Genomic DNA, 19,172 nt, shown 5'->3' on the forward strand with positions numbered 1-19,172 from the left:
TTAGCTGATCATTAGCAGCCTGCATTGGAGGAGACACAAGCATGGACATGTCAGCAGCCGCATCGCGGCTGGGCGTTGGTGTCGTCGCGCGTCTTGAGCGACTACCGATGACCCGTTATCAACGAACACTTTTCTCGATCATCGCCACGGCGTGGTTCTTCGATTCGATGGACCTTGGTCTGATGACGTTCGTTCTCGGCTCGATCAAGGCGGAGTTCGGGTTGTCCGCGTCACAGGCGGGGCTACTCGCCAGCTCGAGCTTTCTGGGGATGTTCGTGGGGGCGGCCACAGCCGGGCTGCTGGCGGACAAGTTCGGGCGCAAGCCGATCTTCCAGGTGAGCATGATTTTCTGGGGCGTGGGCAGTCTGATGTGCGGCTTCGCCCACAATGTCGAGTCACTGATGCTCTATCGCGTGGTGCTCGGCTTCGGCATGGGCATGGAGTTTCCCATCGGCCTGTCGATGGTCTCGGAAATCGTGCCCGCTCGCAGTCGCGGCAAGTACGTGGCGATTCTCGAGGGGTTCTGGCCGATCGGCTTCATTGCGGCAGGGGCCTTCGCGTACTTCATGCTGCCCGTGATCGGCTGGCGCGGCATATTCATCGCCCTGGCCGTGCCGGCGGCTTTCGTTTTCGTCGTCCGCAGAATGGTTCCGGAGTCGCCTCGTTGGCTCGAAGATACCGGGCGGATGAAAGAGGCGGCCGACGTGATGCGCCACATCGAGGCAAAGGTGGAGCACGCGTACGGCCGCAAGTTGCCCGAGCCGAGCATGGCCGCCACCGCGCCGCGTCTGTCGTCCGGACGCAAGGCGCTCCTCGCGGAGATCTGGACCGGCGTCTACGCGAAGCGGACCTTCATGCTGTGGACCACGTGGTTCTTCGCGCTGCTCGGCTACTACGGACTCACGACATGGCTGGGCGCGCTGCTCCAGCAAGCGGGATACGAAATCACCAAGTCCGTGCTCTATACGGTCTACATCTCGCTTGCCGGCATTCCCGGATTCCTCTTCTCGGCATGGTTGCTCGAAAAGTGGGGACGAAAACCCACCTGCGCACTGATGCTGCTCGGCAGCGCCGTATCCGCCTATCTGTACGGGCAGGCCGCGGGCACACGCGCACCGATCGAGCAGTTGATCGCGGCGGGGCTGATGATGCAGTTCTTCCTCTTTGGCATGTGGTCCGTTCTCTACGCCTACACACCGGAACTGTACCCGACGCGGACGCGGGCAACCGGGTCGGGGTTCGCCTCGTCCATCGGACGCGTTGGCTCGCTGGCAGGTCCGTTCGCGATCGGCGTGCTGCTCCCGAGCTGGGGGCAAACCGGCGTGTTCACGATGGGGGCCGTGTCCTTCGTGATTGCCGCACTCGCGGTGATCGTGCTTGGCGTCGAAACCAAGGGCCGCGCGCTGGAGGATGTGTCGCACTGAAGTAGCGCAGACGCCCCGACGCGACGCGTACCGCCGACACCCATGTCGGCGCGTGCAGCGACATGGGCGTCGGCGGGGCGCAGGGCTTGCCGTCGCCTGCGGCGCCGTTACCCGCTCGCCATCGAAGCACCGCCGAAACATCGATCGCCCGGACGCGTCGCGCATTCCGAATGCCGCCAGACGCGTCCCCCCTTCCCGAAGACATCCGCGCACGAGTTTGTTGACATTTGTGCTTGGCTAACTAACATATTAGTTGTGTATTTGATGGGATCGCAGCATTCGGACACCGGAGACAAACCATGATTACCGAGCGTCAATTGAAGTTCAGGGAGCAGTACAAGTCGAACATCAGCCCGATGTACAACGGCCTGTTGCATATCGTCGTGATGTATATCGTCGCGATCGGTGCGGTGTGGTACGCCGTGAGCCAGTTGCGCCAGCCGACGTGGGAGTGGTTCCTGATCATCCCCGTGTTCCTCGCCGGCAACTTTGCCGAGTGGTTCATGCACCGTTTCGTGATGCATCGCCGCGTGGATGTCTGGGGCCTTCGCGAGATCTACAACCGGCACACGCGGCAGCACCATCAGTACTTCACCGACCAGTTGTCGACGATCGACACGACGCGCGAATTCCGGATCGTGTTCTTTCCGTGGCGCGTGCTGGCCACGCTTGGCGTGGGGGGCGGCGTGCTCGGGTATGCGACTTCACTCGTCCTGAACGCCAACGCCGGCTGGATGGTGTTCCTCACGATGGTGGGGCAGTACGTGATCTACGAAACCTTTCATTATTGCTGCCACTGCCACGAGAACTGGTTCGTGCGCAACATGCCGTTCATCAACACGATTCGTCGTCATCATACGGCGCATCACAACATGGGCATCATGATGAAGTACAACATGAACCTGACGTTCCCGATCGCCGACTGGTACATGGGAAGCAGCGATCTGCGCCGCGGCCTGCTGGGCCATCTTTTCAACGGCTACAGCGACAAGCACGTCAAGGAAGAGCTCAGGCCGATCATCGCGAAGTTCCGGGACGACCATTCGCGCGTCACGCTCGACGGCCCGATCCTCACGGACGACGAGAAGCGCGCCATGACCGCGATCTGACGGCGCCGAGGCGAGGAGCCCGCGGCGGCGCTACTCGGGCAGGGTGGGGATCTGGCATTCCACATGGTGGGCCACGAAAACGATCCGCACGGCGAGTTGGCGGCATTGCACAGTCCCAAGTGGCGTGGGCAAGCGCAGCAGTTGCACCGTCCGGACCGGACGCCACGGTGGTCGCATTGTCGATGGATCGAGCGAGAGGTGCGGTGCGCCGCACGCGTGCCCCTGGCTTATCATGTGCGTTTTCGATTGTGCCCACCGCCATGCATGTCCTCGTCGATGCCGACGCCTGTCCTGCCGTCATCAAGGAAATTCTCTTTCGCGCCGCCAGGCGCGAGGAAATTCCGGTCACGCTGGTCGCCAACCAGTTTCTGCGCACGCCGCCGTCGCCCTTCATCCGTGCGGTTCAGGTGCCGGCGGGATTCGACGTGGCCGATGCACGCATCGTCGAGATGGCGGTGACGGGCGATCTGGTCGTGACGGCCGATATACCGCTGGCCGCCGCGGTGATCGAGAAGGGCGCCAACGCGCTCGATCCGCGCGGCAACTGGTTCACGCCGGAGAACATCCGGGAGCGCCTGTCGGTGCGCGACATGATGGAGCAATTGCGCAACGCCGGCATCGAGACGGGGGGACCCGCGCCGTTCAGCGCGCGCGACGGCAAGGCGTTCGCCGGGCAACTCGACCGCTTCCTCGTGCGCCTGCGCACGTCGGCGGCCGGCGGACCCCGCGTACCCTGAGCGTCAAATTTCCTGCGAGCTGGCCCGCAACAATTCGGCGAATCGCGCCTCGCACCAGCGCATGACGTCGTTGGGCTCCCGCCCAAAACGCCAGAGCATGCGGACCGGCAATTGCGGCAGTCCCACATCGTCGCAGCGAAGTTCGTGAAGATCCTCGTATTCCGCAATGTCGATGGGCAGGATCGCCCAGCCGAGCTTGTCGACCACCATGCTTGCGATCACGTAGGAGCTGTCCGCCCGCCAGATGGACGGACTCAGCTGCAACGGCGTGAAGTCGTCCATCTGCATCAGAATCTGCCGATATTTGGCGAGATCGCCGCGCGTGACCTGATCGCGAAAGGCCAGCGGATGATCGCCCGCGACGAACACCCCCTGCACGGCCGAGCCCACGTACTTGTGGCCCAACGCCGAGGAAATCGCCCCGCGATCGACGTGAAAGCCGATATCCGCGCGTTGCTTCTCCACATACTCGGCCACTTCGGTCGAGGTGCCATTGAGCAAGGTGAGTTCCAGATACGCGAACTGATAGGCGAGATCGCGTACCAGCTCGCTCACGGCCTGATAGGGCAGCGCCTCGTCGAGCGCGAGCGAGAGCTGCGGCTGTTCGCCAAAGGCCAGGGCATTGGCGCGATGGTTCAGGCCCTCGGCCTGTCGCAACAACTCCTTCGCCTCGAGCAGCATCACCTCGCCCTGATCGGTGAGGCGCGCATTACGGCGGCTGCGGTCGAATAGCTCGAAGCCCAGATCGGCTTCGAGCAACGAAATCGCCGTGCTCACCGCTGACTGTGCCTTGCCCAGCCGTCGCGCGGCAGCCGATATCGATCCCTCCTCCGCCGCCGCCACAAAGTAGCGCAATTGTTCAATTGTCCAGTTCATTTATCCATTTTATAGATGGGTTCCAACTTTTTCTAACATCAATTTCGCGTCAGAATCGCGTTCTCCAGAATAAAACGCCAGATTGAAACGCCAGCATAGGCGAGGCGGCAGACGACCGGATCCCCCGGTCCGGAGGTTCCGGGCATGGACCTTCGTGCATCGCGCAGCTGCCACCCACGGCGCTCAAGGAGCGATGCGGGCCCCCGGTTTCCCTCATCGGTGGCATTCGCCATTCGTCGACGCCGCGCACCGAACGCGGACTCGACATGCCGACCGGATGTCGTCAATCCAACGCTATTACATGTCATCGAAAATCGACTACCGAAGCCGCTTCGGAATGCGAACTGGCGCGTGCGCCAGCCTGATCGTCAGTGGGCTCGTGCTCGCCGCCTGTTCGGACCGCGGTGGCAAGCACGATGCCGACGCCGCGCAGCAAGCCGTGGTGCGCACCGTGGAGCGGCACGCCGAGCCGCTCACGACGCTGCAGCCGGGCCGTCTGGAAGCCTATCGCAGTGCCGATGTGCGCGCGCGCGCCAGCGGCGTCGTCATGGAGCGTCGTTACCAGGAAGGGCAGACGGTCGCCAAGGGCGACGTGCTCTTTCGCATCGATCCGCAACCGCTCTCGGCGGCGCTCGACGCCGCGCGTGGCGCGCTCGCCAAGGCGCAGGCCGAGCACGATTCGGCACGCGACAAGGTGGAGCGCTATCGCGGCCTGCTCGAAGCGCGTGCCATCAGCGCACGCGAGGACGCCGAGTCCCGTGCGGCCGAGGCGCGTACGCGCGCCGAAGTGCTCGCCGCGCGTGCCGAGGTGCGCAAGGCGGAGCTCAATCTTGGCTATACGAAGGTCGAGTCGCCCATTGCGGGGCGCGTGCGTCGGGCCGAAGTTACCGAAGGCGCGCTCGTCGGCGTCGATTCGCCCACGCTGCTCACCCGTGTGGAGCAGATCGATCCCATCTATGTGAACTTCTCGCAGCCGGCCGCCGAGGTGTACGCCATGACGCGCGATCTGCGCGCCGGCAAGCTGCGGCATGGCAACGACGCCGCCGCGCCGGAGGTGCATGTCACGCTTCCGGACGGGCGCGAGTACGCATTGCCCGGCAAGCTGCGTTTCACGGACCTGGCCGTCGATCCCGGCACGGACACCATCGCCATGCGCGCGCTGTTGCCGAACCCGGACGGCGTGCTGCTGCCTGGCGCGTTCGTGCAGGTACGCATGCAGGGGGCGGTCAACCCGAACGTCGTGCGCGTGCCCCGCGAATCGCTGACTCGCACGGTCGACGGCGCCGTGGTGCGCGTGGTCGATGCACAGGGCAGGGTTCACGACACGAAGGTGCGCGCCGAAGCGATCGACGGGCGCGAGTGGCTGGTGACGGACGGCCTCAAGGGTGGCGAGCAGGTGATCGTGCAGAACGTTGCGCAGTTCTCCGACGGCATGCAGGTCAAGGTAAAGCCCGAGGTCGCCTCGGCCGAGGCCGATAAGTCCGATAAATCGGGTAGGGCTGGCAAAGTCGATACCCCCGGACCGCAGGACAACGCCAAAACGGCGACGCCCGCGCGCGCCGGACCGGCCTCCCATGCGGAGACGCAATAATCATGGCTCGCTTCTTTATCGATCGCCCGGTCTTCGCCTGGGTGATTTCCCTGCTGATCACGCTCGTCGGCATACTCGCGATCCGGGCGCTGCCTGTCGCGCAATATCCGGACATCGCGCCGCCAATGGTCAGCGTGTGGAGCAGCTACCCCGGTGCATCGGCGAAAGTCGTCGAGGATTCCGTCACGGCGATCATCGAGCGCCAGATGAACGGTGCGCCCGGCCTCATGTATACGTCGGCCACCAGCGGCAACGGCGAGTCGTCGGTGAACCTGACCTTCCGCCAGGGCACGAGCCTCGATCTGGCGGCCGTGGAGGTGCAGAACCGGCTCAAGACGGTCGAGTCGCGTCTGCCGGAGGTCGTGCGTCGCTACGGCGTGAAGGTCGAGCGCGCGGCTGACAACATTCACATGATCGTGACGCTGTCGTCGCGCAATCCCGCCATCGGCGAGTTCGACCTGGGCGAGATTGCCGCCTCGCAGGTCATGAACCAGCTCAAGCGCGTGCCGGGCGTGGGGCAGGTGCAGTTCTGGGGCACGGAAAAGGCCATTCGTATCTGGCCCGATCCGGCTCGGCTCGTGGCGCTCGACCTCACGGCCTCCGACATCGTCTCCAAGGTGCGCGCCTACAACGCCCGGGTGACGATCGGCGACATCGGCTCAGGCGCGACGCCGGCGTCGGCGCCGATCAACGCGAACGTCGTCTCCGACAGCACGCTCTCCACGCCGGAAGCGTTCGCGGACATTCCGCTGCGTGTGCGCGCCGACGGCTCGGCCATCCGGCTGGGCGACGTTGCCCGCGTGGAGCTGGGGGCGTCGGACTACAACTACTCGGCGCGCGTGGACGGCCTGCCGGCCACCGCGATGGGGATCAAGCTCGCCGCCGGCTCGAACGCCGTCGAAGTCATGAAGGCGGTTCGCAAGGTGATGGACGAGCAGGCGAGCCTGTTCCCGGCGGGCGTGGCGTACCAGATGCCTTACGAGACGGCCTCGTTCGTGAAGGTGTCGATCCAGAAGGTGCTCAAGACGCTGCTCGAAGCGGTGGTGCTGGTTTTCCTTGTGATGTACCTGTTCATGCAGAACCTGCGCGCCACGCTGATTCCGACACTGGTGGTACCCGTCGCCTTGCTGGGCACCTTCGGCGTCCTGCTCGGGCTCGGCTACTCGATCAATACGCTGACGATGTTCGGCATGGTGCTGGCCATCGGCATTCTGGTCGACGATGCCATCGTCGTGGTCGAGAACACCGAGCGAATCATGGTCGAGGAGGGGCTCTCGCCGTATGCGGCCACCGTCAAGGCGATGTCGCAGATCAGCGGGGCCATCGTCGGGATCACGGTGGTACTCGTCACGGTGTTCGTGCCGATGGCGTTCTTCTCGGGCGCGGTGGGCAACATCTACCGTCAGTTCGCGCTCACGCTCGCGGTGTCGATCGGCTTCTCCGCGTTCCTCGCGCTGTCGCTCACGCCGGCGTTGTGCGCCACGCTGCTGCGCCCGGTCGCGCACGACCACCACGACAAGCGCGGCTTCTTCGGCTGGTTCAACCGCACGTTCGCGTTGGGCACCGAGCGTTACACGCGCACGGTCGGCAACACACTGCGGCGCCCGTGGCGCGCGCTGGTCGTGTACGGGCTCGTGCTGATCGCCGTGCCGCTCGCGTTCCTGCGCCTGCCGTCGGCCTTCATTCCGGAAGAGGACACGGGCAGCTTCATGGTGATGGCCTCGGAGCCGCAGGGCGCCACGCTGCCCGAGGCGATGACCGCGCTCAAGCGCATCGAGCAATACCTGATGCGGCATGAACCGGTCAAGCACGTGTTCCTGCTGGGCGGCTGGAACGAGTTCGGCGCGGGTCCCGGCGGCGGCATGTTGTACGTCACGCTCAAGGACTGGCACGAGCGCACCTCGAAGCACGACGGCGTGAATGCCATCGTCGAGCGCGTCAACGAGAGATTCACCGGCCAGCCCGATCGCATGATGATCGCGATGAACAGTCCGGCGCTGCCGGAGCTGGGGTCGTCCAACGGCTTCAACCTGCGACTGCAGGACCGCGCCGGCGTGGGCAAGGACACGTTTATCGCCGCCCGCGACGATTTGCTGCAAAGGGCCGCGCGCGACCCTGTACTCAGGAACGTGATTTTCGCGGGGCAGGGCGACGTGCCGCAGATCGACGTGGCGATCGATCGCCGCAAGATGGAAGCGCTCAAGGTCGGCATGGACGATGTGAACACCACGCTCGCGACGATGTTCGGTTCGGACTACGTGGGTGACTTCATGCTTGGCGCGGAGAACCGTCGTGTGATCGTGCAGGCCGAAGGGCGCCAGCGTGTGTCTCCCGAGGACGTTGGCAACCTGCGTGTGCGCAACGCCGCTGGTGAAATGGTGCCGCTCTCGTCGTTCGTCTCGCTCAAGTGGAAGCTCGGCGCTCCGCAGCTCAAGCGCTACAACGGCTATCCGTCGTTCACGATTCAGGGTGAGGCGGCGCCCGGCAGGAGCAGCGGCGAGGCGATGGCCCGTATGGAACAACTGATGGCCGACCTGCCCAAGGGGATCGGCTACGAGTGGAGCGGCCAATCGCTCGAGGAGCGGGTCTCCGGCGCGCAGGCGCCGTTGCTGTTCGCCTTGTCGGTACTGGTCGTGTTCCTGGCGCTCGCCGCATTGTACGAGAGCTGGGCGATCCCGGCGGCCGTCATCATGGTGGTGCCGCTCGGGGTGATCGGCGCGCTCGGCGCGGTAAGTCTGCTCGGCATGCCCAACGACATCTACTTCAAGGTCGGGTTGATCGCGACGATCGGTCTGTCGGCGAAGAACGCGATCCTGATCGTGGAGGTCGCCAACGATCTGACCCGGCAGGGCATGACATGGCTCGACGCCGCGGTGGAAGCCGCACGGTTGCGTTTGCGCCCGATCGTGATGACGTCGCTCGCGTTCGGCTTTGGCGTGGTGCCGCTGGCCATCGCCACGGGGCCGGCGTCGGGCGCGCAACGCGCGATCGGTGTGGCGGTGCTCGGCGGGATCGTGACGGCCACGGTGCTCGCGATCTTCCTCGTGCCTTTGTTCTTCCTGTTGGTCGGTCGCTTCGTTCGCCCGCGGCGCCGGCCGCCAATGGACCGTGACGCGCGTCACGACCGTCAGGGGGCGTCGCCTGCCGATGCGCCCGTCGTCGAGAGGAAAGTATGACGAAGCTTCGTCCCCGCATGCGCGGTATCGCCTTCGCCGGCGTCGCCCTGTTCGCCTTGCTCGGCGGATGCACGCTGGCGCCGACCCATGAGCGTCCGTCCGCGCCCATGCCGAGCACTTACGGCGCGGCGCTGTCGGGGCAGGAGATGCCCGTGTCGCTGGCCGAGCCGCTGGCGGCCGATGCGGACTGGGCGCAGGTATTTACCGACCCGGGTCTGCGGGCGCTCATTCGCAAGGCGCTCGAACAGAACCGCGACCTGCGTCTCGCATCGCTGCGCGTGCAGGAGGCGCGCGCGCTGTACGGCATCGAGGCGGCCAATCTGCTGCCGAGCGTGCAGGCCGGCGGCGCGTTCTCCCGTCAGCGCTACTCCGGCTCGGCCGGTCTGCCCGAGGGCGGCAGCAGCACGCCGCGAGGGTATGTGGCCAATGACGTGCGCGCGAACGTCGGCGTGAGCGCGTTCGAACTCGATTTCTTCGGCCGCGTGCGCAGTCTGCGCGATGCCGCGTTGCAGGAATACCTGTCGAGCGAGGAGGCGCGGCGGTCGGCGCAGGTGAGTCTGGTCGCAGAAGTGGCCACGGCTTATATCGGACTGGTCGCGAGTAGCGAGCAGATCGCTTATGCGCGCGACGTGCTGGCCGCGCGCGAGGCGGGTATTCGCGTGATTCGCCTGCGTGCGCAGCGCGGTCTGGTCGACGATCTGGAACTGAATACCGAGGCGACTCAGGTTGAGGTCGCGCGTGCGGCAGTGGCCGAGCGCGAGCGTCAGCGCAGCGAGATCGTGCGCGCGTTGCAGGTACTCACGGGCGATGTCGGCACGAAACCGGTGGCCGCCGCGACACTCGACGACGCGTTTGTCGTGCCGGTCGCGGCGGGACTGCCGTCGTCGCTGCTGGCACGTCGTCCGGACATTCGCCGTGCGGAGGCGCAACTGCGTGCCGCCAATGCCAATATCGGCGCGGCGCGCGCGGCGTTCTTTCCGTCGATCCGGTTGACGACGGACATCGGCACGGCCAGCGCGAGTTTCTCCGATCTGTTCGGCGCGGGGACGGGCGTCTGGTCGTTCATGCCGCAGATCACCGTTCCGATCTTCCAGGGCGGGCGCAACGCCCAGGGCTTGGACCTGGCTAACGTACGCAAGGAAATGGCCGTGGTGTCGTACGAGCGTGCCATCCAGACCGCGTTCGCCGAGGTGGACGATGCGCTGGCCGCACGGCAGTGGCTTTCGCGACAGTTCCAGGCGCAAAAGCGTGTGTCGGATGGTGAGCGGGAGCGTCTGCGGCTGGCCGAGCGTCGCTATGCGAACGGAGTGGCCAGCTACCTCGAACTGCTCGACGCGCAGCGCAGCGAGTTTCATGCGGCACAGCAACTCATCGACGTGAAGCAGCGCGTGCTCGTCAACCATGTTGCGTTGTACCGGGCGCTGGGTGGCGGCTGGACGCCGGCGGACGGTGCCTCCTGAGATCGTTCGGGCTCCCTGGCGTCGCGGTTGAATCTCGATGCCGGGGTCAGGTTGTGGATCGCGTTCGCGGCGCAGGCGCTGTCGGCGCGAGACGCCGCAGCGCCAGCGCCGCAATCGCGATCAGCAGGCCGATGACGAGCGAGACCCACAGGATGGCGGCGTCGCCCCAATGCTCGCGCGCCACCGAATATCCCCATGGCGCCGCAGCCGATACGGCGAACGCCGGCGTGAGCAGGGTGCCCAGCGCCCGCGCGTAGGCGTCGTGCGAGAAGAGCTCCAGCGGCAGGCTCGCGCGCAGCAGCGTGGCCAGGCCGTTCAGTGCGCCATACAGGAAGATGAACGCGCCCACGGCCGCCACCCACGACAGCCCGGCCAGACCCAGCGCGAAGCACAGCGGCAGGCCGCAGCCGACGACGACGTTGAGTTTGACGGCGCTGGCCTGACGCGGCTGGAGCCACTCCAGCGTGCGGGCGCACACCTGCCCGATGCCCCATAACGCCGCGAGTCCGACCGGCAGGCCTCGCGCGCCCAGCAGCGCCGTCAGATGCGCGGCCAGTCCCGACGACAGAATGGCAACGAGCGCCATGATCGCGCCATAGAGCAGCGCCGGGACCCGGGGCAGCGTCGCGCGCGGACCTTCGGCAGAGTGGACTGCCAATGCGCGCGGCGGGGTGGGCGGCAGGCTGCGCAGCAGCGTCCAGGCGACGAGGCCGATCGCGCCATACACAAGCACGCCGGTGCGCCAACCCCATGTGTCGCCCAGCCAGTTGCCTAGCGGCCAGAACACGGTCGTGGCCAGTCCGCCCATCAGCGTGATCTGCGTCATCGGCCGTCGCGCGGACGCGCCATGGATCGACGCGAGCGTCGCAAACGCCGCGTCGTACAGCGACAGGCGCATGCCCACGCCCAGCAGGCACCACGCAGCGTAGAACTGCACGAGCGTGTTGCTTGTGGCGAGGATGACACAGCCCGCCGAGCAGATGAGCGTGCCCGCGCACATCACCCGGCGCCCGCCCAGACGATCGAGCCACCGGCCGGAGAGCGGCGAGACCGCCGCCATGACGAGCATGGCCAGCGACGGACCGGCGAAGACCCATGTCTGGGGCCAGCCGGAGGCGCGCGCGATGCGCCATGCGAAGGCGCCGGGCAGGTAGAAGCTCACGCCCCAGTTGATCAGTTGCGCAAGGCCGAGGGTGATGACGGTGGGCATGGGGAAACGGGGGAGGGGGAGCGAGAGGGGGAGGCGGGCGCGCGGCCCAGGGGCGAGGACACATTCTGCATGGTGCGCCTCCGCCATCCCTTGGTAAAGTCTTGGCATCTTATTCGCGCCATAAGGAAAACTTTGAGATGCGACGCCTGAACCTGGACCAGCTTCACACGTTTGCCGAGGTGGTCGACGCGGGGAGCTTCTCCGCCGCCGCCGCCCGCCTGGACTTGTCGCAGCCGGCCGTGAGCCTGCAAGTCCGGCAGTTGGAGCAGCGTCTTGGCGTGCGGCTCATCGAGCGTGTCGGCAAACGGCTCAAGCCGACGTCGGCGGGGATGGCGCTGCTCGAACATGCCCGGCGCATCGACGCGGCGGTCGACGACGCCATGCAGGCCGTATCGAGCCACGCGCGCGGCGTGGCGGGCGAGGTGGCGATCGGCACTGGCGCGACGGCGTGCATTCACCTGCTGCCGCCCATGCTGCGGGCCATGCGCAAGCGTCACCCGAAACTCGACATTCGTGTGAGCACCGGCAACACCGATGGCGTGGTGAGCGCCGTGACCGAGAACCGGCTCGATATCGGGCTGGTCACGTTGCCCGCCGCCGGGCGCAGCCTGCACATTACCCCGGTGCTCGACGACGCGTTCGTGGCAATCGCCCCGGCGGGCGACGCTGACTGGGTCGACGAGGCCTCGCCCCACACACTGGCCGCCAGGCCGATGGTGGCGTTCGAGGCGGGCAGTAGCACGCGCCTGCTGATCGATGAATGGTTTCTGCGCCAGGGGCTGCGCGTGCGGCCGGTGATGGCGCTCGGCAGCATCGAGGCGATCAAGGAAATGGTGGCGGCGGGCCTGGGATACAGCATTGTTCCCCGCATGTCGGTGAGTTCCGCCCATTACCGACGTGGATTGCGTATATCGACACTGGCCCCGGGCCTTTCGCGAACGTTGGCGATTGTCGTGCGGCAGGACAAGCCGCTCACGCCGGGATTACGAAAAGTCCTGTCGGCGCTGGAGGGATTGGGCGGCCCGGCATGATACACAATGCGCAATTGATTCGCAGTCCACGAGAAAAGCGATTGTTGTTTTATTGGGCAAAATTACTGCCCGCAAAAACCAAAGCTGGGACTACAATGCGCGGATATTGGCAATTCGCCGGCAATTATAGAGAACGTGCAATTCGCAATGCATCACAATATTCATCGATATGAGGGGCTGCTCGGAGCACGCTCGGTGGAGGCGCTGGACGCCGAGTTCCAGAAGCTGACGCATGCGCTGGGTTATGACGCGTTGTTCTATGCGCCTTTATTACCGAGGCGCGAAAGGGAGGCGGCGGCCTTTCAGATCGAAGACCAACGTATTAGCGCGCAGGGAATGCCGAGTCGCCATATCTTCACGACGTTTCCCGCTTCTTGGATCGAGCGCTATCAAAGCGCGGGATATGCGGAGGTCGATCCCATTCTCGTCGCGGCGAACCTGTCGCCGCTGCCGATTCTCTGGCGCACGTTTTTACAGCAGAAACGGCCGCATCCCATTTTCGCGGACGCGCGTGCGCATGGCCTGAGCTGCGGCGTGTCGATCCCGATCTACGGGGCCGCCGGCGAGCGCGCGATTTTCAGCGCGGCGACGGCCCGGTCGCCCGAGGAGTCGGCGGAGCACGAAGCGCGCATGGTCGGCGAGATCTATCTGAGCGCGGTGTACTTCCATCAGGCGATCCAGCAGCTCGACATGCAGTGGGTGGCAAGCCGTAGCACCGGCAAGCTCAGTCCGCGCGAGATCGAAAGCCTGTTGTGGGCTGCGCGCGGCAAGACGGCATGGGAGATCGGTCTTATCCTCAAGATCTCGGAGCATACCGTCACGTTTCATATCAATAACGCCAAGCGCAAACTCGGGGCCGTGAATCGGCATCAGGCCATTGCCGCGGCGATCAGCAGCGGTTTGATTTCTCCCTGAGCTGATCCCGATTCGAGCCTGTTTTGATCCGGCTTTGTTCCTGATTCGTTCCCGATTCGTTCCCGATTCGTTCCCGATTCGCCGCGGGCTTTTCCCCGATTTCTTCGCGATTGCCTTATTCCCGTGAGTGTTTTTTAACGCTGGCTCACGGGGGCGGTTCGCTTGGATTCGCTGGTAATTGCGCGCGCGCGTCGTTCGACGATTTCCGGTAACAGCGCAAAACATTCCGTCGCTTTTCAGGCGGACGATTTGCTCGATCGTCGAGGGATCGCTGTGCTTTCGCGTGGTCCGGAAGACCGACGTCCTGTCGGCGATGCGTCTTTTTCGGGACATTCCGCATCCCGTTCCGGTCGATTGCCCGACGTTTCCGAAACAGTGTGTTGCCGCTTTAGGGCTGGTTCATTACCTAGGGAAAACTATAATTTACTCATGGCGGAAACTGATTAGCGGTTTTCGTGTCCATGAGCGACGTACTAACGATAAAAGGAGTTTTCCATGAAAAAGAACCTGTTGACTGCCGTCGCGCTGGTTGGCCTGACGATGGCTGCCGGCTCGACCTTTGCCGCCGAGCAGATGCAGACGGGCGGCGTGACGCGCGAACATGTACGCGCCGAACTGCAAGCCGCACGTGAGCTGGGCCTCTCGCCGGTCACGGAATTCAATTTCCCGTACACCTACGAACAATCCCTGCAGTTGCAAAAACTGACGGCGAAGATCGAAGCGCAGAATCAGGGCGCACCGAAGGCACCCGTCGCCGACTGAGCGGGGCACGGAATTGCTATTGCGGCTATCGGGCCAGTCCCGAATGTTCGTGAAGTTGCTTGTCGTTCCCGCAGTCCCTGTTGTTTTCGCCGTTTCCGCAGTTCCTGGATTCGGCGCCGGCCCGCCCGATTCACCATCGAATCCCGCCCGAGCCGCGCGATTCCAGTCTTCGACGCCGTACCGCGTCACTGTCCACAGCCCCGCCCGAGAATTCGTTCCCGACGGGGCTTGTGCATTTCCGGACTACTCCTTCGCCGCGGTCTTCGTCGTATGCGCGCCGGTATTGGCGCTCGACTGCCATCCGCCGCCGAGCGCGAGGAACAGGTTGACCTGATCCATTGCCAACTGGGTTTCCGATGCCGCCAGGGCCGCTTGCGCGCCGGCGTACGTGCGCTCGGCGTCGAGACTGGTCAGGTATGGCGCGCGGCCGGCCCGATAGAGCCTGCGATTCTGGTCGGCCGCGGCGCGCGACTTGTCGCGGGCGTCGCGCAACGCGTCGTCGCGTTGCAGTTCCCGGCTGTAGGCCGAGAGCGAAGTTTGCGTTTCCTGCAATGCCTTGAGGACCACACCGTCGAAGTGGGCGAGCGCGGCGTTCGCGCCGGCTTCCATGCCCTTGATGTGCGATCGCACGCCGTTGGTCGGCAACGACCATGTGATCATTGGTCCGACGGACCATTGTTCCGTGCGCGCCTGACCGAAGTGCTCCAGCATGCCGCTGGCGCCGACCGAGGCGCCGATCCGGATCGACGGATAGAGATCCGCGGTCGCCACGCCGATCCTGGCCGTGGCCGACGCCAGTTCCCGCTCGGCCTGGCGCACATCGGGGCGGCGCTTGAGCAGTGCGGTGCCGTCGCCGACCGGCAGCGGTTGGCGCAATTTCGGGATGTGTCGACATTGCGTGGCGCTGGCGTCGATCGTGCCGGGCACTTTGCCGAGCATCACCGCGAGGCGATAGGTCGCCGCATCGTGCTGCGCCTGAAAGCGCGGCAGCGTGGCGCGCAGCATGTCGGCCTGCGCCTGGGCGCGCAACAGATCCGTCGGCTGTTCCCGACCGGCGTCGACGAGCTTGCGCGTGATTTCCACGCTTTTTTCCTGCAGCGCCAGCTGTTCGCGGGCGATGTCGTATTCGTGATTGGCGGCGCACCCCTGCACGTAAGCGCGCACGGTCTCCGCCGCCACGCTCACGCGGGCGACGTCCAATGCCGCCTGACTGGCTTCGGCCGCCGCGAGGGCGGCCTCATCGGCGCGCGCGAGCTTGCCGAAAAAGTCGATCTGATACGAGACGGACAAGGCCGCCGCCGCCAGATTGATGACCGGCAACTTCTCTTCCTGCAGGAAGCTCTCCCCCGAGAGCTGCGCGCGGGCGGCGTTGGCTTCCACGCCGCCCTGCGGCAGATTCTCCGACGCCACTTCGTGATACATCGCCACGGCGCGCTGCACGTTGGCGACGGCGACCCGCACCTGCGTGTTCGCCGCGAGCGCTTCCTTGACGAGCGCATCGAGTCGCGCGTCGTCGTAGAGTTGCCACCAGTCGTCGGGCACGGCGCCGATCGAGACGCCGCGTTGCGTGCCACCGACGAGCGGGCCGTTCGCTTCAGGCGCGCGCATCACCGACGTCTGCGGCAGGTGGTAGTCGGGGCCGACGGTTGTGCAGCCGGCCACGAGCGCCGCGGTCACCGCGCTCGTCAGCAATATCCGCGGACTCATTGACCGGCCCCGGTGCGGGTGCCCGCCAGCGTGGTGGCAGTGCCGTCGTTCCGCGCCGCCTTGCCCCCGGTCTTCGCGGTGCCGGTGCCCCCTTCCACGATAGTCACGGTCGCCGTGCGCCCGGCCACGAGGCGCATGTCGGCCGGTACGTCGTCGAGGGCAATGCGCACCGGAATGCGCTGCGCGAGGCGTACCCAGTTGAAGGTCGGGTTGATGTTGGGCAGCATCGACGCGCCGCTCGTGCGGTCGCGGTCTTCGATGCCGGCGACGATGCTCTGCACGTGACCGTGCAACACCTTGTGCTCGCCCATGAGGCGAATTTCCACGCGGTCGCCGATGTGAATGCCGCGCATCTTGGTTTCTTCGAAATAGCCTTCGACGTGCAGCGAGTTGGCGTCGACCATCGACAGCACGGGGCGGCCGGTCGTGACGTAGTCGCCCACGCGCGGCAGCCGGTCGTTCAGATAGCCATCGGCCGGCGCGACCACGCGCGTGCGCTCGAGATTGAGCTTCGCGAGCCGTACCGCCGCTTCGGCCTGTGCCACGGCGGCTTCGCCCGATTCGACCTTGGCCTGGCCGGCCTCCACGACCTCCTTGGCCACGACTTCCGCCAACTGATGGTTGCGTGCGTTTTCGCGGCGGGCCTGGGCGAGCGTGGCACGTTTGGCGGCCACATTCGCTTCGGCCTGTTGCAAGGCAAGCGTATAGCGGTCACGGTCGATCACGAACAGCAGGTCGCCGCGGCGCACAGACTGGTTGTCCTTGACTTCGACATCCGTGATGAGGCCGGAGACGTCGGGCGCCACCTGCACGATGTCGGCGCGGATGCGACCGTCGCGAGTCCAGGGGGCGACCGTGTAGTAGTCCCACAGGTGCAGCAGCACGAAGATCGCGACGCAGGAAACTGCGAGCGTCAGAACGACGGGGCCGAGAGAGCGAAGTTTCAGTTTCATGGATGGAAGGCGCGCGCGATGGCCACAATGCCGCCCAGCGCGATGATGTACACAGCAAGGTTGAATAACGAACGGTGCCAGACCAGCTTGTAGAAGCCGATGCGCGCCAGTACGAAACGAAGCGCGCCGGTCAGCACGAACGCCACGACCATCAGGGCCAGCAGCGTCGGCACGAAAACGCCATAGATATCGATCTCTCCGCTCATTGAGCACTCCCCGGGCGCGGCGCCGGGAACAACGCGACGTGGATGTCCATGAGCGAGGCGCGCGCGCTGCGCGAGGCCTGGTCGCTGTGGGCCACCAACGAGCGCACCGCGCCCAGCAGTTTGTCGCGCAGCGTCGTGTCGGGCTCGCTCACGTTGTCGTCGAGCCGCGCCTGATAGAAGCGCGCCACGTCGGTGAGCACGGCCTGCACGGCGTCGCGCTGCGATGGATTGAGGTGCGGCAGCTCGCGCTGCAGCGCCAGTGCGGAGAGTTCGACGCGCACTTCGGTAAAGCCGTCGCTCGACGTTTCGCTCTCGCTCGCGGCCAGGCGCGGCACGAGTTGCCCGAGACGATCGAGCAGGCGGGCGCGCAGGCGGCCGTGCTCGGCGACGGAGCGACCCACCGCGTTCTTCGCGATGTCGCGCCAGCTCGAGTGGATCAGCCGTCGCATGGCCACGCGCGTGCCAAACGGGCGCGTCTGCAACGTCCAGAGCAACGCGAACAGCACGCCTGCCAGACCGGCGACGTTGCCGTTGAGGAATCCCTGGAAGTCCGCGCTGTATCCGCCCTGGATGCCCACGAAGGTCGCCGTGTTCACCGCCACGAGCATGGCCACCATGGTGAAGCGCGGCTGCGGAATCAACGTTCCCAGCAACAGGAATGGCGGCGCGAACAGCGCCACGAGCAGGCCGAAGTCGTGGGCGTTCGTCAGGATGAAGAACACGTACACGGCGGCGAACACCACGCACACGGCCGTCGCCCAGAAGAATGAGCGGATGAACGGTGCCGGCTCGTCCAGCGCGGCGAAGAAGCAGCAGGCGACGGCGCCGAGCGAAACGGCGGCGGCGCCGTCGTTCCAGCCCGTGTAGATCCAGGCCATGCCCATGAGAAACGTGCACAGCGCGGCGGAAATCGTCGAGAAGAGCAACAGCCCGTGGTCGTAATGCCGCGCGCCGCCGAGTTCCCAGTGTTGGAAGGCGGGCGACCACGGGGCGGTGGCACCCTCGGCGCCGGGGGTATCGTGTTGGCCGAAGCGGCGTTGCAGCGTGGCGCAGTCCTGCCAGAGCTGAACGAGCGAGCGCAGACGGTCTTCGGTGGCCGAGACCAGCGCGCCGTACCAGTCCGACGCCTCGCCCGCGGACCTTGCCGGGCTGAGCAGGTGGGCCGGAGCAGGCGACGGCGCGCCCAGGCGCAACCACGCCACGACGTCGGCCATCTTGGCTTCGAGCGCTTGCGGCGCGCCTTGTGGATGCTGCCGCAGCGCATGCACGAGCGACGCCACGGTCGAGAGCACCGGCATCATCATCGTCATGCGCCCGCGCAATTCCTGCGCGTCGCGCACGCGCTCGGAAGTGTCGGCGTCGTACGAGAGCTGGCTGATCAACTGGTCGAGCGCGAGAATGTCCGCCGCCATGCGGTGGCGGCTCATGTGACGCGCGGCTTTGCCGTCGGGATCGGCCGAGAGCATGTCCGTGGTCCAGCGCGCGGCGTCGGTCAGCCAGCGCGCGGAGCGGTCGTGCAATACCCTGGCCACGCTGGTGGGCAGCACGATCGCGCCGACCACGCTCGCGCAGACGATGCCGAGAATGATCTCTTCGGCGCGCGCCACGGCGATGTCGAAGATGCCGCTCGGGGTGCTCACGGCGGGCAGGGCGATCAGTGGGAGTGTGTACGACGCGAGCAGGAAAACGTAGCTGCGCGGCGAGCGGTGGAGCAGCGAAATGTAAAGCAGCGTGCCGGTCCACAGGCCGACGGCCGCCATCAACAGCTCAGGCGTGTTGACGAGCGCGGGAACGAAAACAATGGCGGCGGCCGCGCCGAGCAGCGTGCCGAGCACGCGGTACAGCGCCTTGGAGCGCGTGGCCCCCGTGAGCGGGTGCGACACGATGTAGACGGTGGCCATCGCCCAATAGGGGCGCGGTAGTCCCAGCGCGAGCGCGATGTACAGCGCCAGCATCGAGGCGCTGAACGCCTTGATGGAGAAAATCCAGTCGCGTGAAGAGGGCCAATTGAGCAC

The 19,172-nt window shown here is 65.7% G+C and carries 15 protein-coding genes; 9 read left to right on the forward strand and 6 right to left on the reverse strand.

Annotated elements, in window-relative coordinates:
• Positions 1-41: 41 nt before the first annotated feature.
• The 3 genes from LV28_RS30145 (at position 42) to LV28_RS30155 (ending at position 3,270) form a co-directional block, all read left to right on the forward strand.
• The gene (locus LV28_RS30145; protein WP_025250424.1) at positions 42-1,424 is read left to right on the forward strand and encodes an MFS transporter; all 1,383 of its coding nucleotides are present in this window, start codon (positions 42-44) and stop codon (positions 1,422-1,424) included.
• A 299-nt stretch (positions 1,425-1,723) separates the two neighbouring features.
• Positions 1,724-2,533 (forward strand): hypothetical protein, encoded by an 810-nt coding sequence (locus LV28_RS30150; RefSeq protein ID WP_023594785.1) that lies wholly within the window; start codon positions 1,724-1,726, stop codon positions 2,531-2,533.
• A gap of 260 nt (positions 2,534-2,793) precedes the next feature.
• A complete protein-coding gene (locus LV28_RS30155; protein ID WP_023872028.1) occupies positions 2,794-3,270 on the forward strand; it encodes a YaiI/YqxD family protein in 477 nt (158 codons plus the stop codon).
• A gap of 3 nt (positions 3,271-3,273) precedes the next feature.
• Here the strand turns inward: LV28_RS30155 and LV28_RS30160 are convergent, their stop codons facing one another.
• Positions 3,274-4,146, reverse strand: a complete 873-nt coding sequence (locus LV28_RS30160; RefSeq protein ID WP_023594787.1) for a LysR family transcriptional regulator — start codon at positions 4,144-4,146, stop codon at positions 3,274-3,276.
• A 301-nt stretch (positions 4,147-4,447) separates the two neighbouring features.
• Between LV28_RS30160 and LV28_RS30165 the strand changes: the two genes are divergently transcribed.
• The 3 genes from LV28_RS30165 to LV28_RS30175 are packed head-to-tail and all read left to right on the forward strand — an operon-like array spanning position 4,448 to position 10,373.
• Positions 4,448-5,737: an efflux RND transporter periplasmic adaptor subunit gene (locus LV28_RS30165; RefSeq protein WP_081326824.1), complete on the forward strand. Its 1,290-nt coding sequence runs from the start codon at positions 4,448-4,450 to the stop codon at positions 5,735-5,737.
• A 2-nt stretch (positions 5,738-5,739) separates the two neighbouring features.
• Positions 5,740-8,913 (forward strand): multidrug efflux RND transporter permease subunit, encoded by a 3,174-nt coding sequence (locus LV28_RS30170; RefSeq protein ID WP_169834576.1) that lies wholly within the window; start codon positions 5,740-5,742, stop codon positions 8,911-8,913.
• Entirely contained in the window at positions 8,910-10,373 is a 1,464-nt protein-coding gene (locus tag LV28_RS30175; protein WP_023594790.1) for an efflux transporter outer membrane subunit, read from the forward strand. Before LV28_RS30170 ends, LV28_RS30175 begins: the two co-directional genes overlap by 4 nt.
• A gap of 46 nt (positions 10,374-10,419) precedes the next feature.
• Here LV28_RS30175 and LV28_RS30180 read toward each other — a convergent pair whose 3' ends face one another.
• The gene (locus LV28_RS30180; protein WP_038618435.1) at positions 10,420-11,583 is read right to left on the reverse strand and encodes an MFS transporter; all 1,164 of its coding nucleotides are present in this window, start codon (positions 11,581-11,583) and stop codon (positions 10,420-10,422) included.
• A gap of 137 nt (positions 11,584-11,720) precedes the next feature.
• Here LV28_RS30180 and LV28_RS30185 point away from each other — a divergent pair, with 137 nt between their 5' ends.
• The 3 genes from LV28_RS30185 (at position 11,721) to LV28_RS30195 (ending at position 14,291) form a co-directional block, all read left to right on the forward strand.
• On the forward strand, positions 11,721-12,614 hold the full coding sequence (locus LV28_RS30185; protein WP_038618433.1) for a LysR family transcriptional regulator: 894 nt from the start codon (positions 11,721-11,723) through the stop codon (positions 12,612-12,614).
• A gap of 195 nt (positions 12,615-12,809) precedes the next feature.
• Entirely contained in the window at positions 12,810-13,529 is a 720-nt protein-coding gene (locus LV28_RS30190; RefSeq protein ID WP_158516344.1) for a LuxR family transcriptional regulator, read from the forward strand.
• A 495-nt stretch (positions 13,530-14,024) separates the two neighbouring features.
• A complete protein-coding gene (locus LV28_RS30195; RefSeq protein WP_023594794.1) occupies positions 14,025-14,291 on the forward strand; it encodes a DUF4148 domain-containing protein in 267 nt (88 codons plus the stop codon).
• 243 nt (positions 14,292-14,534) lie between these two features.
• Here LV28_RS30195 and LV28_RS30200 read toward each other — a convergent pair whose 3' ends face one another.
• The 4 genes from LV28_RS30200 to LV28_RS30215 are packed head-to-tail and all read right to left on the reverse strand — an operon-like array spanning position 14,535 to position 19,172.
• Positions 14,535-15,998, reverse strand: a complete 1,464-nt coding sequence (locus LV28_RS30200; RefSeq protein ID WP_038618429.1) for an efflux transporter outer membrane subunit — start codon at positions 15,996-15,998, stop codon at positions 14,535-14,537.
• Positions 15,995-16,951 (reverse strand): efflux RND transporter periplasmic adaptor subunit, encoded by a 957-nt coding sequence (locus LV28_RS30205; protein ID WP_023594796.1) that lies wholly within the window; start codon positions 16,949-16,951, stop codon positions 15,995-15,997. The genes LV28_RS30200 and LV28_RS30205 overlap by 4 nt, the downstream gene beginning before the upstream one ends.
• Positions 16,948-17,157, reverse strand: a complete 210-nt coding sequence (locus LV28_RS30210; protein WP_023594797.1) for a DUF1656 domain-containing protein — start codon at positions 17,155-17,157, stop codon at positions 16,948-16,950. The genes LV28_RS30205 and LV28_RS30210 overlap by 4 nt, the downstream gene beginning before the upstream one ends.
• On the reverse strand, positions 17,154-19,172 hold the full coding sequence (locus LV28_RS30215; RefSeq protein WP_023594798.1) for an FUSC family protein: 2,019 nt from the start codon (positions 19,170-19,172) through the stop codon (positions 17,154-17,156). Before LV28_RS30215 ends, LV28_RS30210 begins: the two co-directional genes overlap by 4 nt.

The sequence above is a fragment of the Pandoraea pnomenusa genome, from assembly GCF_000767615.3.
In the GTDB taxonomy this organism is placed as follows: domain Bacteria; phylum Pseudomonadota; class Gammaproteobacteria; order Burkholderiales; family Burkholderiaceae; genus Pandoraea; species Pandoraea pnomenusa.

What these genes read in the sequence shown, in the direction of transcription:
- LV28_RS30145 (WP_025250424.1), top strand. Translation starts at nt 42, where the DNA reads ATGGACATGTCAGCAGCCGCATCGCGGCTGGGCGTTGGTGTCGTCGCG.
- LV28_RS30150 (WP_023594785.1), top strand. Translation starts at nt 1,724, where the DNA reads ATGATTACCGAGCGTCAATTGAAGTTCAGGGAGCAGTACAAGTCGAAC.
- LV28_RS30155 (WP_023872028.1), top strand. Translation starts at nt 2,794, where the DNA reads ATGCATGTCCTCGTCGATGCCGACGCCTGTCCTGCCGTCATCAAGGAA.
- LV28_RS30160 (WP_023594787.1), bottom strand. Translation starts at nt 4,146, where the DNA reads ATGAACTGGACAATTGAACAATTGCGCTACTTTGTGGCGGCGGCGGAG.
- LV28_RS30165 (WP_081326824.1), top strand. Translation starts at nt 4,448, where the DNA reads ATGTCATCGAAAATCGACTACCGAAGCCGCTTCGGAATGCGAACTGGC.
- LV28_RS30170 (WP_169834576.1), top strand. Translation starts at nt 5,740, where the DNA reads ATGGCTCGCTTCTTTATCGATCGCCCGGTCTTCGCCTGGGTGATTTCC.
- LV28_RS30175 (WP_023594790.1), top strand. Translation starts at nt 8,910, where the DNA reads ATGACGAAGCTTCGTCCCCGCATGCGCGGTATCGCCTTCGCCGGCGTC.
- LV28_RS30180 (WP_038618435.1), bottom strand. Translation starts at nt 11,583, where the DNA reads ATGCCCACCGTCATCACCCTCGGCCTTGCGCAACTGATCAACTGGGGC.
- LV28_RS30185 (WP_038618433.1), top strand. Translation starts at nt 11,721, where the DNA reads ATGCGACGCCTGAACCTGGACCAGCTTCACACGTTTGCCGAGGTGGTC.
- LV28_RS30195 (WP_023594794.1), top strand. Translation starts at nt 14,025, where the DNA reads ATGAAAAAGAACCTGTTGACTGCCGTCGCGCTGGTTGGCCTGACGATG.
- LV28_RS30200 (WP_038618429.1), bottom strand. Translation starts at nt 15,998, where the DNA reads ATGAGTCCGCGGATATTGCTGACGAGCGCGGTGACCGCGGCGCTCGTG.
- LV28_RS30205 (WP_023594796.1), bottom strand. Translation starts at nt 16,951, where the DNA reads ATGAAACTGAAACTTCGCTCTCTCGGCCCCGTCGTTCTGACGCTCGCA.
- LV28_RS30210 (WP_023594797.1), bottom strand. Translation starts at nt 17,157, where the DNA reads ATGAGCGGAGAGATCGATATCTATGGCGTTTTCGTGCCGACGCTGCTG.